Annotated in this window: 14 protein-coding genes and 2 rRNA genes; 11 read left to right on the forward strand and 5 right to left on the reverse strand. The window is 47.6% G+C overall.

The genetic code is table 11. From position 1 onward, the window contains the following. Positions 1–118: 118 nt before the first annotated feature. A 23S ribosomal RNA gene (locus SPSPH_RS01995) occupies positions 119–3,035 on the forward strand. A gap of 176 nt (positions 3,036–3,211) precedes the next feature. After that, positions 3,212–3,328 (forward strand): 5S ribosomal RNA (gene rrf, locus SPSPH_RS02000). Between the two features lie 131 nt (positions 3,329–3,459). On the opposite strand, the gene SPSPH_RS02005 is transcribed toward rrf, so the two are convergent. Both SPSPH_RS02005 and speD read right to left on the reverse strand, forming a co-directional pair. Continuing rightward, the gene (locus SPSPH_RS02005) at positions 3,460–3,951 is read right to left on the reverse strand and encodes a rubrerythrin family protein (RefSeq protein WP_075752720.1); all 492 of its coding nucleotides are present in this window, start codon (positions 3,949–3,951) and stop codon (positions 3,460–3,462) included. A 158-nt stretch (positions 3,952–4,109) separates the two neighbouring features. Further along, positions 4,110–4,559 (reverse strand): adenosylmethionine decarboxylase, encoded by a 450-nt coding sequence (speD, locus tag SPSPH_RS02010; RefSeq protein WP_223226417.1) that lies wholly within the window; start codon positions 4,557–4,559, stop codon positions 4,110–4,112. A gap of 360 nt (positions 4,560–4,919) precedes the next feature. On the opposite strand from speD, the gene SPSPH_RS02015 reads away from it, so the two are divergent. From SPSPH_RS02015 to disA, 8 genes are all read left to right on the forward strand, one after another. After that, entirely contained in the window at positions 4,920–5,858 is a 939-nt protein-coding gene (locus SPSPH_RS02015; RefSeq protein WP_075752724.1) for a nitronate monooxygenase, read from the forward strand. Positions 5,859–5,967: 109 nt separating this feature from the next. Continuing rightward, complete coding sequence (locus SPSPH_RS02020; protein ID WP_075752726.1) at positions 5,968–6,495, forward strand: hypothetical protein; 528 nt, start codon at positions 5,968–5,970, stop codon at positions 6,493–6,495. Positions 6,496–6,720: 225 nt separating this feature from the next. Further along, the gene (locus tag SPSPH_RS02025) at positions 6,721–7,170 is read left to right on the forward strand and encodes a CtsR family transcriptional regulator (RefSeq protein WP_075752728.1); all 450 of its coding nucleotides are present in this window, start codon (positions 6,721–6,723) and stop codon (positions 7,168–7,170) included. A gap of 17 nt (positions 7,171–7,187) precedes the next feature. Further along, on the forward strand, positions 7,188–7,742 hold the full coding sequence (locus tag SPSPH_RS02030) for a UvrB/UvrC motif-containing protein (protein WP_075752730.1): 555 nt from the start codon (positions 7,188–7,190) through the stop codon (positions 7,740–7,742). A 1-nt stretch (position 7,743) separates the two neighbouring features. Further along, positions 7,744–8,814 carry a protein arginine kinase gene (locus SPSPH_RS02035; protein WP_083945359.1) on the forward strand — a complete coding sequence of 357 codons (1,071 nt, stop codon included), beginning with the start codon at positions 7,744–7,746 and terminating at the stop codon, positions 8,812–8,814. 39 nt (positions 8,815–8,853) lie between these two features. Next, a complete protein-coding gene (locus tag SPSPH_RS02040) occupies positions 8,854–11,304 on the forward strand; it encodes an ATP-dependent Clp protease ATP-binding subunit (RefSeq protein ID WP_075752732.1) in 2,451 nt (816 codons plus the stop codon). A gap of 95 nt (positions 11,305–11,399) precedes the next feature. Continuing rightward, positions 11,400–12,764 carry a DNA repair protein RadA gene (gene radA, locus SPSPH_RS02045; RefSeq protein ID WP_075752734.1) on the forward strand — a complete coding sequence of 455 codons (1,365 nt, stop codon included), beginning with the start codon at positions 11,400–11,402 and terminating at the stop codon, positions 12,762–12,764. Beyond that, positions 12,761–13,852, forward strand: a complete 1,092-nt coding sequence (disA, locus tag SPSPH_RS02050) for a DNA integrity scanning diadenylate cyclase DisA (RefSeq protein ID WP_075752736.1) — start codon at positions 12,761–12,763, stop codon at positions 13,850–13,852. The genes radA and disA overlap by 4 nt, the downstream gene beginning before the upstream one ends. A 19-nt stretch (positions 13,853–13,871) precedes the next feature. On the opposite strand, the gene SPSPH_RS02055 is transcribed toward disA, so the two are convergent. The 3 genes from SPSPH_RS02055 to SPSPH_RS02065 all read right to left on the reverse strand — a co-directional run bounded on the left by SPSPH_RS02055 (position 13,872) and on the right by SPSPH_RS02065 (position 15,981). Next, positions 13,872–14,192: a stage II sporulation protein P gene (locus tag SPSPH_RS02055; RefSeq protein ID WP_075752738.1), complete on the reverse strand. Its 321-nt coding sequence runs from the start codon at positions 14,190–14,192 to the stop codon at positions 13,872–13,874. 12 nt (positions 14,193–14,204) lie between these two features. After that, positions 14,205–15,377 (reverse strand): stage II sporulation protein P, encoded by a 1,173-nt coding sequence (gene spoIIP, locus SPSPH_RS02060; RefSeq protein WP_075752740.1) that lies wholly within the window; start codon positions 15,375–15,377, stop codon positions 14,205–14,207. 205 nt (positions 15,378–15,582) lie between these two features. Further along, positions 15,583–15,981 carry a DUF1573 domain-containing protein gene (locus SPSPH_RS02065; RefSeq protein WP_075752742.1) on the reverse strand — a complete coding sequence of 133 codons (399 nt, stop codon included), beginning with the start codon at positions 15,979–15,981 and terminating at the stop codon, positions 15,583–15,585. A 298-nt stretch (positions 15,982–16,279) separates the two neighbouring features. On the opposite strand from SPSPH_RS02065, the gene SPSPH_RS02070 reads away from it, so the two are divergent. Further along, the gene (locus SPSPH_RS02070) at positions 16,280–17,404 is read left to right on the forward strand and encodes a PIN/TRAM domain-containing protein (RefSeq protein WP_083945495.1); all 1,125 of its coding nucleotides are present in this window, start codon (positions 16,280–16,282) and stop codon (positions 17,402–17,404) included. The last annotated feature ends 13 nt before the right edge of the window (positions 17,405–17,417 follow it).

Raw genomic sequence — 17,417 nt, forward strand, 5'->3', positions numbered from 1 at the left:
TAGTGTGTATCAGATGCGAGGCGGACCGGAAGACGTTGCCGCGCCGCGTACAGTCGTACGCAAGCAAAACGTCTGAGGACCAACGAAGCAGATGATGCGCAATAGACAGTTGCAGCTAAGTCAAGTTAATAAGGGCATACGGTGGATGCCTAGGCGCCAAGAGCCGAAGAAGGACGCGGTAAGCTGCGAAAAGCTAGGATGAGCTGCAAGCAAGCTTTGACTCCTAGATCTCCGAATGGGGGAACCCGGCGGTGGTAATGCACCGTCACACTACTTTAGTAGTGAGGGCACCCGGGGAACTGAAACATCTAAGTACCCGGAGGAAAAGTAATCAAACGAGATTCCCTAAGTAGCGGCGAGCGAACGGGGAAGAGCCCAAACCAAAGAGCTTAGCTCTTTGGGGTTGAGGACCGGCGTAAGTTTCGTCAGGCCTAGTCGAACTACCTGGAAAGGTAGGCCGCAGAAGGTAAAAGCCCTGTAAGCGAAAGGCAGAGCGAAATGGCCGGAATCCAGAGTACCACGGGACACGAGGAACCCTGTGGGAAGCAGGGGGGACCACCCTCCAAGGCAAAATACTCCTTGGCGACCGATAGCGCATAGTACCGTGAGGGAAAGGTGAAAAGCACCCCGGGAGGGGAGTGAAACAGAACCTGAAACCGTATGCCTACAAGCAGTCGAAGGCCCATATGAGGCTGACGGCGTGCCTATTGAAGAATGAACCGGCGAGTTACAGTAACTAGCGAGGTTAAGTGGAACACACGGAGCCGAAGCGAAAGCGAGTCTAAACAGGGCGACAGTTAGTTATTGTAGACCCGAAACCGCAGTGATCTATCCATGTCCAGGTTGAAGCGCAGGTAAAAATGCGTGGAGGACCGAACCCGTGAGCGTTGAAAAGCTTTGGGATGAGATGTGGATAGGGGTGAAATGCCAATCGAACGCGGAGATAGCTGGTTCTCCCCGAAATAGCTTTAGGGCTAGCCTCAGGTAATGAGTATAGACGGTAGAGCTCTGATAGGGCTAGGGGCCTTTTAGGTTACTGAACCTTGTCAAACTGCGAATGAATATACTTTAACCTGGGAGTCAGACTGCGAATGATAAGATCCGTAGTCAAGAGGGAAACAGCCCAGACCATCAGCTAAGGTCCCCAATGCCGTGCTAAGTGGCAAAGGATGTGGAATTTCCGAAACAACCAGGATGTTGGCTTAGAAGCAGCCACCATTTAAAGAGTGCGTAATAGCTCACTGGTCGAGAGATTGTGCGCCGAAGATGTCCGGGGCTAAAGCACGGAACCGAAGCTATGGCATGTCTAATGACATGGGTAGGGGAGCGTTCTTATCGGGTCGAAGCATGACCGTAAGGACATGTGGACTGATAAGAAGTGAGAATGCCGGTATGAGTAGCGAAAAGACAAGTGAGAATCTTGTCCACCGAAAGCCTAAGGATTTCTGAGGAAGGATCGTCCGCTCAGAGTAAGTCGGGACCTAAGCCGAGGCATAAAAGCGTAGGCGATGGACAACTGGTTAAAAATCCAGTACCACCTAGAGTCGTTTGAGTGATGGAGTGACACAGCAGGGTAGATGAGCGCGAGGATGGAAAGTCGCGTCTAAGCTTGTAGGGTGCAGAGTAGGCAAATCCGCTCTGCTGGAACCTGAGGAGTGACGGAAAGCTGTTAGCAATAACGGTGAATTCATTAATCCCACACTGTCAAGAAAAGCTTCTAGCGAGATGATAGGTGCCCGTACCGTAAACCGACACAGGTAGGCGGGGAGAGAATCCTAAGGTGCGCGGGAGAACCCTCGTTAAGGAACTCGGCAAAATGTCCCCGTAACTTCGGGAAAAGGGGAGCTTGTACACCGTGTAATCTGGAAGCGGATGAAGCGGAAATGAGTTGCAAAAAAGAGGCCCAAGCGACTGTTTACCACAAACACAGGTGCCTGCTAAAGCGAAAGCTGACGTATAGGTGCTGACACCTGCCCGGTGCCGGAAGGTTAAGAGGAGAGGTCAGGTTGAGTCCGAAGCTTTGAATTGAAGCCCCGGTAAACGGCGGCCGTAACTATAACGGTCCTAAGGTAGCGAAATTCCTTGTCGGGTAAGTTCCGACCCGCACGAAAGGTGTAACGACTTGGGCACTGTCTCAACGAGGGACCCGGTGAAATTGAAATACCTGTGAAGATGCAGGTTACCCGCGACTGGACAGAAAGACCCCATGGAGCTTTACTGCAACCTGACATTGAGTTTTGGTAAATGATGTACAGGATAGGTGGGAGACAGAGAAGTTGGAACGCAAGTTTCAATGGAGTCGATGTTGGGATACCACCCTTTATTTACTGGAGTTCTAACCGTAATCGTAACGAGATTCGGGACAGTATCAGGCGGGCAGTTTGACTGGGGCGGTCGCCTCCGAAAGAGTAACGGAGGCGCCCAAAGGTTCCCTCAGCGCGGATGGAAATCGCGCGAAGAGTGTAAAGGCAGAAGGGAGCTTGACTGCAAGACCAACAAGTCGAGCAGGGACGAAAGTCGGGCTTAGTGATCCGGTGGTACCGAGTGGAAGGGCCATCGCTCAACGGATAAAAGCTACCCTGGGGATAACAGGCTAATCTCTCCCAAGAGTCCATATCGACGGGGAGGTTTGGCACCTCGATGTCGGCTCATCACATCCTGGGGCTGAAGTAGGTCCCAAGGGTTGGGCTGTTCGCCCATTAAAGTGGTACGTGAGCTGGGTTCAGAACGTCGTGAGACAGTTCGGTCCCTATCCATCGCGGGCGTAAGAGACTTGAAGGGAACTGCTCCTAGTACGAGAGGACCGGAGTGGACGAACCAATGGTGTACCAGTTATTCCGCCAGGAGTACAGCTGGGTAGCTACGTTCGGAAAGGATAAACGCTGAAAGCATCTAAGCGTGAAACCAGCCTTAAGATGAGGTCTGTCATTCGAAAGAAGTAAGGCCCCTTGCAGACGACAAGGTAGATAGGCCAGATGTGGAAGTGGAGTAATCCATGTAGCTGACTGGTACTAATAGGCCGAGGACTTGACTTAAACACCTCGTTTGCATGAAGTGCAAACATTAGATAGAACTAATTGCAAATGCTTTTCTTCTGTGAAGTTTTCAGGGAATGTGATAATTAGGAAGTTCTTCGCTACCGCTCAGAACTAAGCGATTCACGCAAGTTCTAGCGTCGCGTTACTCCTAATAACTTGGTTCTCTGCTTAAATCCAGTGACGATAGCTGTGGGGTTCCACCTGTTCCCATCCCGAACACAGTAGTTAAGCCCATAAACGCCGAAGGTACTTGGCTGGAAACGGCCTGGGAGATTAGGAAGTTGCTGGTTATGAAAAGCACTCAAAATGAGTGCTTTTTGTTTTGTATGTTCTGTATTAGGATAATAACTGTATTAGGATAATAAAAAACCTGACCACTTAGGTCAGGTTTTTATTATCTGGTATATGTAAGCCGAAGCCTTTAGCCAACAGTTTTGTAAGCTTGGGCTTTAGCTCCACAGATAGGACATTTTTCTGGAGCTTCTTTTTCGGCAATATGACCACAGACGGTGCAGAGATAGTATTCAAAGGATTCATTGTTGCCTAAGCTGGCAAGAGCTTTTTGGTAGAGATCGGCGTGAACTTTTTCTGCTTCGTTGGCCAGATGAAAGGCGCGGGCAGCGGTGTTGTTGTTTTCCTCTTTGGCTACTTTAATGAATTCTGGATACATGGTTTCAAACTCGTAGGTTTCGCCTGCGATAGCTGCTTTAAGGTTTTCAGCTGTTGTTTTAATGCCGCCAAGTGCTTTTAATTCGGCATAGGCATGAAGGTGTTCAGCTTCAGCAGCAGCCCGGAATAATTTGGCTGCTTGCGCATGACCTTCAGCATCGGCTTGTTTGGCAAAATACGTATATTTGCGGTTAGCTTGCGATTCGCCGGCAAAAGCGGCAGATAGATTTTTGTCAGTGCTCATTAAAAAATTCCTCCTTGAAATTAACTCAGTATAATTATCTAAGGATTATTATTATCCATTTTGCCTTGTTTGTCAATAGTTTAGCCAAATTTTATATATTTATTTAGCAAAAATGGGCAACTAGTAGGTAGTTGTCCATTTTCTATCCACATTTTCCATTATTTTTTACGTAAATAGCTCCATACTTTAGCGCTGGTATTACGCACACGGCGTAACGGGGCAATACTGATCCGGATTCTTGGTTTCATATCTTTTTGTGAGCCGAAGTCACCGCGCACAAAGTTGGTGGTTTTAGTTTTTTCCGGCTTTAGCACCTTTTTCAATACCAAAAGAGCTCTATCGGGACGGCTATAGTCGCCGCAGCTAAAGATGTCAACAGCGGCATAACCAAGCTCTGGATACGTGTGAATGCTTATATGGCAATGGTTTAGTAATGCCAATACTGTCAGCCCCTGAGGCTCAAACTTATGGTACGATAAATTAAGTAGTGTCATATTGGCTTCTTCAATGGCTGCTAGTATAGCGGTTTTTATGAGTTCAAAGTTATCCAGATTGTCAAAATTGCAACCATACATGTCTACTGACAGATGTCTTCCAATGGCTCTCACAATTATCGCCCCTTTATGGTTAATTATGTAATTTTAAGATAGAATAAGCTTATAACATACTATTCAGATATAATTTATACAATACTTCATTATAGTTATATTATACAAAATTGTAAAGGGTTATTTCACCCTAACAGAAAATATAACTTTCTTAAAGACAGGATAAGGGCAACATCGACTTCCACCGTCGCCAAAGGCTCGGTGCAAGTCGTGTTTTCTTTATAAATTTAGGACAAACTATAGAATGACTTTCTCATACAGCCGTGCTTTATGTCTGATTTTAGGGTCGTATAGCAGGATTTGTTTGGCAACTGGTGAAGAAAATAGATAGAGGTATTTTTGAAAGGAGATATGCAGAGCATGAATACGAAACTAACTAAGTTGCTTGCCATTAGATATCCTATTATTCAAGGAGGTATGGCCTGGATTTCTGACGCTAAATTGGCTGCTGCTGTTTCCCAGGCTGGTGGCGCCGGTATAATTGCGTCCGGTGGACGTGATGCCAGTTATATAAGAGAACATATTTGTTTGGCTAAACAACTTACTGATAAACCATTTGGGGTTAATGTACAATTAATGGCTGACAATAAAGAGGCCATTGTGGATGTTATTTGTGAGGAGAAACCGGCGTTTGTTACCCTGGGCGCAGGTAATCCTATTCCGTACTTCGAAAGGCTTGCTCAGGCCGGGGTCAAGAAGATTCCGGTTGTTCCCAGTGTTAAGCTGGCTAAACGGGTGGAAGACAGCGGTGCTGACGCTATTATAGTTGAAGGCATGGAGGCCGGTGGCCATATTGGCGTATTGACCAGTATGGCGCTTATGACTCAGGTTATTCCGCAAATCACTATCCCGGTCATTGCCGCTGGCGGCTTTGCTGATGGCCGGGGGCTGGCAGCCGCTCTTGTTATGGGGGCCGCCGGTGTTCAAATGGGCACCCGGTTTTTAGTGGCCGAGGAATGCGGGGTTCATCCTAATGTTAAACAGAAGTTAATTAATGCTGTAGATACCGATAGTGTGGTTACAGGCCTGCTAGCCGGGCATGGTGTCCGTGGACTCAGAAATGTATTTACGGATAAGTTTTTGACTCTGGAACGCCAGTGTGCACCTCAAGCGGAATTGGATAAGCTGGCTACCGGTACTAACCGCCTGGCTGCTGTTGAAGGTGATGTGGATAATGGGGCCGTTTTGGCTGGCCAAAGCTTGTTGCCGCTGAAAAAGGTAGAGCCGGCCGCTATAATTGTAGAAGCTATAATGAAGGAAGCGCGTGACGTGTTAGCAAATGCTCCCAATTTGCTGTAATGTCATGCTATAAGTCAAAGGGCAGTGCCAATAAGCACTGCTCTTTGACTTACATACTGGTGTTGTATTGGAGCACAATAGCAGTATAGGGATAATGGCAGGAGGAAAAATGCATACTCTCCATCACGGCTTTTGGATTTATTTTTTTACCAGACACCACCCTAAGGTTTGGCAGTTTGTATTGGGCTCCATGCTGCCTGATTATATTTATGTGGTATTACTGATTATTATCATGGCTAATGGCTATGTGACCTGGCCGGAGCTTGGCAATCTAAGTCCCAGGGTGCTGATGGGCTTTGTATCCCAATTTCCCTGGGTAGTTAAAATTGATCTAATTGGCCACTCGGTGCCCATTTGGCTCGGCTGTCTGCTGCTCAGTTTTTTGCCGGGAATTAAACACTTTCGGCCATTCATTATCGGCTGGGGTACACATCTGTTATTTGATGCGCTTACCCATGGCGCGTATTCTAATTTCTATCTTTATCCGCTGGCAGCTTACACAGTAGAAAGTCCGGTGTCCTATTGGGAAGGTAATCATTGGTTTCGGGAATTTGGCTATGTTAATACCGGACTTATGGCGGTGGTTGCCATATATTTGGTTTCTGAGTGGTGGAAAAAACGAAAAAGCATTCAATGATTACATAGCAGGTATTCATGTGCCGTGAAATCTGTAGATTTGCCAGAGGACAGCAGAATGACTTAGTAATGCTTATAACAAACATGATATTTGGCAATAATCGTTACTGATTAGTTTTTAAGGCTGAATTTGGGTAAATAATGGGCTTGCAATTAGGAAAAGGTCAAAGTAGAATAAAGTCAAAAGGTCAGTAAAAGTCAGTGATGGATGGCGGGAGGTGGGAATGTGAGCAACTTAGCCGATACTATTGAACAATGGATTTTGCGTCAGATATCACATCAACAGGATGAGATCGTCATTTTGCGGCGCAATGAAATGGCGGAAACGCTTGATTGTGCGCCTTCGCAGATTAGTTATGTGCTTAGCACACGCTTTACGTTAGAACGCGGTTTTATCGTCGAGTCCCGGCGTGGCTCTGGCGGTTTTGTCCGGATTGCCCGCATCCCGGTGCAGACTATTGTCTTCCAGGATGCCGCAAAGCAGATTGATGAGGATTTGAGTTTGGAAGAGGTAAAAGCAATTGTTGTACGCCTGAAGAATCATAATCTCATGACAAACCGTGAGGCTGCGTTGATTTATAAATGTTTTGCCTTCCTTTATGAGCGGCTGGAACCGCGAGAGCGCGTACCGCTGCTGCGATCGCTCCTGATGACGTTAGCCGATCAAAATGAATGAGTACGGAGGCGATAGGTGTGTTATGTGAAGAATGCCAAAAAGAAACTGCCTGTGTGCACATTACCAAAATTATTAATCAGCAAAAGATTGAAAAGCATTTGTGTGAACAGTGTGCACAAAAATCAGGCGAGATGATGGGCAAAAACATTAACAATCTCATAAGTAATAAATTTTCTATCCATGATTTTCTCAAAGATATGTTTAATTATACAGTGCCGGATAATGCCCGGACAATGCTTGAGCCTGTTTGCTCAGAGTGTGGTCTGAGTTATAGTGAGTTCAGCCGCAGCGGCAAATTTGGCTGCAGTGCTTGTTATCAGGCCTTTGGCGGACAGTTGGAGCCGCTGATTAAACGTATGCATGGTACGGCTGCTCATACCGGCAAGGTGCCGAAACGCGGCGGCGTTAAATTTAGCTTGCAGCAGCGCATTAAACATCTGCGCCACGATTTGGAACAGCATGTCAATTGTGAGGAATATGAGCAGGCAGCCAAGCTAAGGGACGAAATCAGAGCATTGGAAAGACAGCTTGCCGAACCGGAGGCCAGGCTGGGCATGAGTGAGGAGGAATAGCATGACTACTATCATGGAAAACCTGCTAAATCAGCCGCTTGTACCCTGGTTGAGCGGAGCCGGTCCGGAAGGCGAAATTGTGTTATCCAGCCGGATCCGCTTGGCTCGCAACTTAAGAAGTCAGCCTTTTCCCGGCCGTGCTTCTGCTGCCGAACTGGGCGAGATTGTCGCAGCGTTACAACAGGTACCGGCAGATCTTGGCGAGGCTGACGGTCATAAATACGAATTGGCAGCCCTTGACGGGTTGTCGCCACTGGCAAGGAATGTATTGGTGGAAAAGCACATTGTTAGTCCCAGTCATATAACAGACCCCGAAAATCGCGCGCTCATTGTCCGTGACGATGCCAGTGTCAGTATTATGGTTAATGAAGAAGACCACCTGCGTTTGCAGTGTTTGGAGGCCGGACTTAATCTTGGCGATGCGCTGGATAAGGCCAATGCGGTTGATGATATCATTGAAGCTAAGCACGATGTTGCGTTTATGGATACTATCGGCTATCTTACCGCTTGTCCCACTAATATCGGTACCGGCCTGCGGGCCTCGGTAATGGTTCATTTACCTGCCTTGGTATTAACCAAACAGATGGGGCGCATGGTGGCTATAGCCACCCAATTGGGTCTAACGGTACGTGGCTTATATGGGGAGGGCTCTGAGGCGGCCGGCAATGTTTTTCAAATATCCAACCAGGTTACTTTGGGCCGTAATGAACAAGATATTGTTACCAGTTTAAACGGGGTTGTCAAACATATCGTGGATAAGGAACGTATGGCCAGAGAGCTGCTGCTCAATGAGTCGCCCGATCTGCTGGCTGACAGGGTATGGCGGGCGTATGGCGTACTCCGTTATGCCCAAAGCATTTGTGCCAATGAAGCTCTGTCGCTGTTAAGCGAGGTGCGGCTGGGGATTGATCTGGGGGTTATTGACGAAGTACTGCCTGAAGTATTTACCAAGCTATTGGTAATGACCAGGCCAAGTTTCTTGCAGAATTTGGCGGGTGATACCGTCTTGCATCAAGCCGACAGCAATAAATTACGGGCCAAACTAATTCGTTCAAGCTTGCAAAAATCGTAATGACTGCTATAAGCTGACAGCATAAAGGAGGGAAAGACATTGTTTAACAGATTTACCGACAGAGCCCGCAAAGTATTAATACTGGCACAGCAGGAAGCGGCCAGATACGGACATGGATATATCGGCACCGAGCATTTGCTGCTGGGACTTTTGCGTGAAGGCGAGGGTGTAGCCGCTAAGGCGCTGGCTTCGCTGGGATTAGAGGTGGATTCCGTACGGGAACAGGTAGAAACCATTCTGGGTACCGGCCAGGAGCAAGCCAACGATATCGGTTATACGCCGCGGGCCAAGAAAGTCATTGAACTGGCAATGGAGGAAGCCTTGCGGCTGGGTCATAATTATGTGGGAACAGAACATATTCTGCTGGGGCTAATCCGGGAGGGAGAAGGTATTGCCGCTCAGGTACTGACAGGTATGGGAGTGGATATTAACCTTATGCGTCAGCGGGTCATTGAAATGCTGGGCGGTTTTGCGATGTCAGGGCAGACGCCCCAGCCCAAAGTGCAGGGAGCTAAACCGGCAGCATCCAGTAATACCCCGCTATTGGATGAATTCGGCCGTGATCTGAATAAAATGTCGCAGGAAGGCAAGATTGATCCTGTTATCGGCCGTGATGCCGAGATTGAGCGGGTTATTCAGATTACCCTCAGACGCACTAAAAACAATCCGGTGCTGATTGGCGAACCGGGGGTTGGCAAGACCGCCATTGCCGAAGGCTTGGCCAGACGCATTGTTGAAGGTCAGGTGCCCGAGATTCTGCGTAATAAACGCGTTGTTTCGCTCAATATGGCATCCATGGTGGCTGGTACCAAGTACCGGGGTGAGTTTGAAGAACGTCTGAAAAAGGTAATTGACGAAATTCGTGAAGCCGGCAATATCGTATTGTTCATTGATGAGCTGCACACCCTGATCGGCGCCGGTGCTGCCGAGGGAGCCATTGATGCGGCCAATATCCTGAAGCCGGCATTAGCCCGGGGCGAATTGCAGGTTATTGGCGCAACCACTCTCAATGAGTACAAAAAATATATAGAAAAAGATGCGGCGCTGGAACGGCGCTTCCAACCCATCACGGTTGGCGAACCGGCTGTGGAAGATGCCATTGCCATTTTAAAAGGAATCAGGGACAAATATGAGGCCTTTCACCGGGCGCAAATTACCGATGAGGCCATTGACGCGGCGGTAAATCTGTCTCACCGGTACATTTCTGACAGGTTTTTGCCTGACAAAGCCATTGACTTAATGGATGAGGCCGCCTCACGGGTACGTTTGCAGGCATTTTCCATTCCGCCTGATGTCAAAGAAATAGAAAAACGCTTGGAACAGGTCCGGACGGAAAAGGAGGGAGCCATCGCCGCGCAGGAATTTGAGCGGGCAGCCAGCCTTCGCGATATGGAGCAGCAGATCCGTGAAGAGCTTGGCGGCAAGCAAAAGCAGGCAAAACAGCGCGGTAATGAACGTATTGTTGTTACCGCTGAGGATATTGCTCATGTGGTGTCTACCTGGACGCGCATTCCGGTTAAGAAATTAGCCGAAGAAGAATCCGAACGGCTGCTGAAGCTGGAGGAAATTCTCCATAACCGGCTGGTCGGCCAGCATGAGGCCGTGCAGGCGGTAGCCCGTGCCGTACGCCGCGCCAGAGCCGGACTTAAAGATCCTAAACGGCCTATTGGCTCCTTCCTGTTCCTGGGGCCGACAGGGGTGGGCAAAACCGAGCTGTCACGCGCTTTGGCCGAGGCCTTATTCGGCGATGAAACCGCGATGATTCGTCTTGATATGTCTGAGTATATGGAAAAACACACGGTGTCCCGGCTTGTTGGCGCTCCTCCCGGCTATGTCGGCTACGAGGAGGGCGGTCAACTGACTGACGCCGTACGCCGCAAACCCTATTCGGTTATTCTTTTGGATGAGATCGAAAAAGCCCATTATGATGTTTTCAATATGTTGCTGCAAGTACTGGAAGACGGCCGTTTAACCGATAGTCAGGGCCGGACGGTTGATTTCAAGAATACTGTCATTATCATGACATCTAATGTTGGTTCACAGCATTTGAAAAAAGATGCGGCCGCGCTTGGCTTTTTATCAGGCGAACGCGCTAAAGCCAATGAGGGGGAAGCAGCTAAAAGCCGGGTATTGGATGAGGTTAAGAGGGTATTTAGACCGGAATTTTTAAACCGGATTGATGAGATCATAGTCTTTAGCAGTCTGACTGACGATGACCTTAAGCAAATTGTAGAGATCATGCTTCAGGAAGTAACCAAACGCCTGGTTCATGCTAATCTCAAGCTTGAGCTGAGCGATTCAGCCAAGCAGGAATTAGTAAAAGAAGGCCGTGATCACGCTTTTGGTGCCCGTCCGCTGCGTCGTGCCATTCAAAAAATGATCGAAGACGAAGTATCTGAGATGATTATCAGGCAATCCATAACCGGCGGTGATACCGTACTGGTGGATGCTGCTGAGAATGGTAAATTAAAGTTTGCCAAAAAAGCCTAATTAGCAGGAAAATTGGCTTATAAGCGCGAAAAAGCACTCAAAATGAGTGCTTTTCGCTGTATTACCAGCATTGCCGCTATTAAAGGAGAATTCGCTTGTCCAAAATTAAAACAAAATTTGTGTGCCAGGAATGTGGTTCAGAAGCAAGTAAATGGCTGGGACGATGTCCGGGTTGCGGTGAATGGAATACCATGGCAGAAGAAGTGGCTGTCAAAAAGTCCGAAGCCCGTTTGACAGCGGCACCTGCGCCGAAACCGCGTCCCATCAATATGGTAGATACGTCGGCTATGCCGCGGTTGTTAACAGGTATAAGTGAATTTGACCGGGTAATTGGCGGCGGTATAGTACCCGGTGCGCTGCTCTTAATCGGTGGTGATCCGGGGATTGGCAAATCGACGCTGCTCTTACAGGTAGCCGCAGGTATTGCCAATACCTATGGGCCTGTTTTGTACATATCTGGTGAAGAATCAGCAGCCCAAATTAAAATAAGAGCCGAAAGACTGGGAAAAATAAGTAATAATTTGTTAATTTTTACAGAGAATAACCTAGAGACCATTGTCCTGGAGGCCTTGCAGCAAAAACCGGCTTTTGTTATCATTGATTCCATTCAGACGATGTTTAGTCCGGAGATTCCGTCAGCTCCGGGCAGTGTCGGCCAGGTCAGGGAAAGTACCGGCAAGCTGATGCGCTTTGCCAAAGAAAGCGGCATTCCCACGGCAATCATCGGCCATGTTACCAAAGACGGCAATATTGCCGGACCACGGCTCTTAGAGCACATGGTGGATGTTGTTCTTTATTTTGAAGGCGAACGCAGTTATGCGTTCCGGGTTCTCAGAGCCATTAAGAACCGGTTTGGTTCAACTAATGAAAGTGGTATTTTTTCTATGGAGGAACATGGCCTGGCTGAAGTAGCCAACCCTTCCGGCCTGTTGCTGGCCGAACGGCCGCAGGGTGCGCCCGGTTCGGTAGTATTAGCCTACCTGGAAGGTGTTCGTTCCCTGTTAATTGAAATCCAGGCTTTAGTGAGTACTACCTGCTTTGGCATGCCACGCCGTATGGCGGCGGGGCTTGACTATAACCGCCTGATTCTGCTCCTGGCAGTACTGGAAAAGCGGGTAGGACTCATGCTGGCTAACCAGGATGCATATGTTAATGCGGTAGGGGGATTTAAAATTGCCGAACCGGCAGCCGATTTACCGGTGGCATTGGCGATAGTGTCAAGCTTTCGCAATATTGCCGTGGATTCGAGTACCGTAGTTATGGGAGAAGTGGGCCTTACCGGCGAAGTTCGGATGATTAGCCGGGCTGAAGCCAGAATTACCGAGGCAGCAGCCCTCGGTTTCAAACGTTTTGTCATTCCTGCCGGGAATCTTTCCGGCCTTAAGTTGCCCCGGACAGCAGGGCTGGATATTATTGGTGTTGCTAGTGTCAGCGAGGCCATGGAGGCGGTATTTGTATGATAAAAAGCCGGGAAGAACGTTCAGAACGTTTATGGGATTCCCGTTTTGTCAAAACCATAAAAACATTGGCGCCAGGTTCACCCATCAGGGATGGCCTGGAAAATATTCTTAGAGCTAAGATGGGAGCCTTGGTGCTGGTGGGGGATAACCCGGCCACACTTGAAATTGTTGATGGCGGGTTTGAGCTGAATTCAGAATATACACCGGCCGGTTTTTATGAACTGGCTAAAATGGATGGAGCCATCGTGCTCTCCCAGGACGGCAAACGAATCTTGTCTGCCAATACCCAGCTGATGCCTGATCCAAGTATTCCAACCACTGAAACCGGCACACGCCATCGTACCGCCGAACGGGCGGCCAAACAGACCGGTGCGCTGGTGGTAGCCATTTCCCAGCGCCGTAATATTATTACCGTATACCTGGGGCAATTGCGGTACACGCTGAAGGATATTCCGGTAATACTCAATCGTGCCAATCAGGCGCTGCAAACCTTGGAAAAGTATCGCAATGTGCTGGATAAAGGTCTTACTAATTTAAGTGCGCTGGAATTTGAGGAATTGGTCACCCTCTATGATGTGGCCCTGGTGCTTATCCGGGCCGAGCAGGTCAACCGGATTGCGATGGAAATTGAACGTAATGTAATTGAGCTGGGCTCAGAAGGAAAACTGGTCAGCATGCAGATGGAAGAACTTATTTCCGGCGTAGATGTCGCCGCTTTATTAATTAAAGATTATTGCAATACTACTGAGTTAAAAGACTATGAACTGGTAAGAGAACAAATTGCCGAACTGCCTGAAGAGAACCTTGAGCCGTTCACGATATGCCGGATGCTGGGATATGGTGTTAGTCCCACCGCCATGGATATTCCTGTTGTGCCACGCGGCTACCGGGTGCTGAGACAGATTTCCCGCCTGCCGCTCTTAGTGGGGGAAAAGCTGGTGACGCATTTTAAAACCTTGCAGCGGATTTATAATGCCAGCCTGGCAGAGCTTGATGAAGTGGAAGGCATTGGCGAAGTGCGGGCCAAAGCAGTAAAAGACGGACTAAAGAGGGTGCGGGAGCAGGCCCTTTTAGACCGCCATCTGTAGGCTGGTAGCTTTATGTTGGTCACTTTTGATATAACTCTAAATTTAAGTCTTCCACAAACCGGGCGTAAGCCTGGTTTTCTTCCACTTTGACAATTTTATAGCGTTTGTTTTTATCACTGATCAGTTCGTCGCCAACGCTGACCACCAGCGGGACATACATCAGGACTTCGTTGGTAGCTTCATCATGTATAATATAGTGGTCATACATTTTTTGCGGGGCTTGTTCGGGTTTTTGCTGAGTGGAAAACAGGCTCAGGGGCAGATAATGAAGCACTCCTGCCGTGGCAACGGCAGCTAAAACCAGGAAGCAAACCAGTTTGATCAAAAACTTTTTACTCAAACGGCTTCCCCCTTACTTTTTCCGTTTTTTACGCGACCCCAAAAAATTAGTGAACTCATATTTGAAAAAGTGATGGAGCTTTTTCTTGGCTTCCTGCCAATTGCCGGTGCTAAGAAACAGAAAGGCAGCTATGCCAACAGTTAATACCGCCACCATTACCAAAATATCATACCCGGGGGCTGTGTCGGTAGGAACATAAGAAGTGGCCGTACCACCGGTATTATTATCGTTTATTTCCGTATAGGTACCAGCCTGACCGGCCTCGGCTTTGCCGCCGCTATTGCCGCCGGGCGGTCCCAGAAACGAAGGGACTACATTGGCAAATAGCGTAATACTGCGCTCGGCAGCTTCGCGGCTGTTATGCTCGGTTCCTACTTCCACTAATATTGCTCTGGGGCTTAAATCCTGATTGTAATTACCACGGGCAATGAATATGCCGCGGATAAGTCCGCGATATTTGGCGTCAGTGGCGCGCTTAATGCTTCTGGCAAAGTCCAGGGTGGTCTTTTGATTTTGATTTTGACGTCCCACCACCAGCATCAATTTGCAGACAGACTGTCCATTGATGGTAGTACTGTATACTTTTAGCGGAGCGCTGTCGCGGTGGAGATCAAACAGGGCGATCGGCTGCTGCTGCAAAAGTTTCATGGCAGTACGCCGGGAGCGATGATAGGCATTGGCATCATGCGGGTCATGCAGGGTCTTGGAATGAATAACCTGGTAGCCCAGTTCGGTTAATCTCTTTTCAAAGGCATCGCCGACAAGCATGATTGAGCCTTTGCCTTTTTGAGAAGGTCTGCCGTCAGTAGGAGTATAGGATTCGTCGGTGTGAGTATGATAGATAGCAATTTTGGGCTTAGGTGCATTGGGTGGTGGCGCCTGAACGAAAATTGCGTCATCAGGAGCTTGGGCCGAAACCTTTTCCATGGTCCGGCAGCGGGCTATTGCGCCTTCCACCTCAGTAATTTCATACAAGGTATCATCTTCAGCAATATATTGATCACCTAAGTGAACTTCGTGACCTGTCTGCAGCACAATAATTCCCTGCTCATCCATTACAGTCATATAACCGGAAAGCAATTCGCCGCCGTCTAACAGTTCCGCTTCAGGCAGAGCGGCCGCAGGCAGGCTGCCAAGGCTTAGCACCACTACTACATTCAGTATAATTCGCAAAAAATAGCGCATATTTACCCCCCTTTACCAGTATCATTCCCGCAGGAAAAATGTTTATCCGATAACTAAGCCGTTCTAATACTCCCAGTTTTTTCAAGTGGAGTTAGAACGGCTTAGCTTATTTCAAGCTATATTGTTGTTGCCGGAAAAGCCATATTCATTGATTACAGGACAAAAAAAATACAGCCTTATGTAAAAGACTGTGTTTCTGTAAGTATCAGGTCAAATGAAAGGCACCCAATGTTTTAACATTTTTATATTCTTGCTGCATTACCTGGTGCAGAGACAATCCGGTAGCATTACACAAAGCGGCCAGATAAAACATACTGTGGCCTATTTCTGTGGCGATGATTTCCCGGCATTGCGCGCAGGGTTCGCCTACCAGATGGGAAGACATATGCTCTTTGAGTTCGCTGTAGGTTGTTGTTTCGGGAGCCGATTGGCGTGCAGCCGCAACCTGGACACAGCCGCAGCCGGTAACCGCTTTGGCAACAGCTCTGTTTACCCGGGCCGACGCTTCCTGATATTTTGTCAAAACGTCAAGTACACTGCGGTGGCGGATTAAGTATTCGTCTACAGCAGACTGAAAGTCTGAACAACATTTATTATCATGCATGTTGGGTACACCTCGCTTTGCCTTTATTATATAAACTGCTCTCCCTAGTTGTCAATGTGTGGTGATTAAGAAAGATTTTCTCACATTTGAGACATATTATTGACAAGAGTTAATTATACATGCTACAATAACTAATTTTGACAAAAGATTAAGCAGTATGCTATACTAAAAATTAGTACACCCAAGGTGAAGTTTCATCTGGACGTATTTTTTTATTCAAAGTAGGACATAATTAAAATGTGTGTTTCCACTTTTTGGATGAAATAAATTTTTATTAAGAAAGGAGGTAGAGACTGTGATTGATAAAACACTTAGACTACTGATTACTTTTTTGGCGGCAGTGGGTGGGCTTATGATAACCGATAGGATTATTCCTCTGCTGGCTACTGTCGTAGGTGAAGAATTTTTGAGGATTGGTGTATTTGGCATTACCATGACTACGATTCTCACATTTGTGTTTGGTGGTTTGGTTGGGGGAATTGTTGGTTTTGTGGTAGCGCCGTTGCTCTTAAAATATTTATGGAACTTCACTTACTGGCTGGAGCTACGCTTAAACAAGATGCCTGGATATGATGTTCTGGCAGGTGTCTTGGGGTTAGCCACTGGACTAATAATTTCTAATTTACTTGGACCGGCTTTCATGCCGATTCCTATTGTTGGGAAATATGTTCCGCTGATACTTAGTGTTATTTTGGGATACTTGGGGATCAATGTCGCCATTAGAAAACGCGAGGAATTATTTAATATGTTTTCTAATCTGCCGGCTTTGCCTTGGCTCAGCCGGGATGGCAAAGAGCGGTCAAAGGATAAGACGGACAGCATTTGCCAGGCGAAAATACTGGATACCAGCGTTATTATTGATGGACGTATCGCTGATATTTGTAAAAGCGGATTCATTGAGGGGCCTCTTGTCATCCCGGTGTTTGTTTTGGAAGAACTGCAGCATATCGCTGATTCTTCTGATCTGCTCAAACGCAACCGGGGGCGGCGGGGACTGGATATTTTAAACCGTATGCAGAAAGAACTTGAGCTTAATATACAGATTGACAATCGTGATTTTGATGATATTACTGAAGTAGATTCGAAGCTTATCAAATTAGGTCAGGTGCTCAAGGCCAAAGTCATAACGAATGATTATAACCTGAATAAAGTGGCCGAACTTCAAGGTGTATCTGTTCTCAATATTAATGAACTGTCTAATGCCGTCAAACCCGTAGTACTGCCAGGGGAAGAAATGGTAGTACATGTAGTAAAGGATGGCAAGGAGTTCGGGCAGGGAGTAGCTTACCTTGATGACGGTACGATGATTGTCGTCGATGGCGGTAAAAAACACATTGGCGAAACGGTCGGAGTACTGGTAACTTCGGTATTGCAGACTGCCGCCGGACGAATGATTTTTGCTAAGCCTAAAGTGCTAATGTAATTATATGCCTTCA

The organism is Sporomusa sphaeroides DSM 2875 (genome assembly GCF_001941975.2).
In the GTDB taxonomy this organism is placed as follows: Bacteria; Bacillota; Negativicutes; order Sporomusales; family Sporomusaceae; genus Sporomusa; species Sporomusa sphaeroides.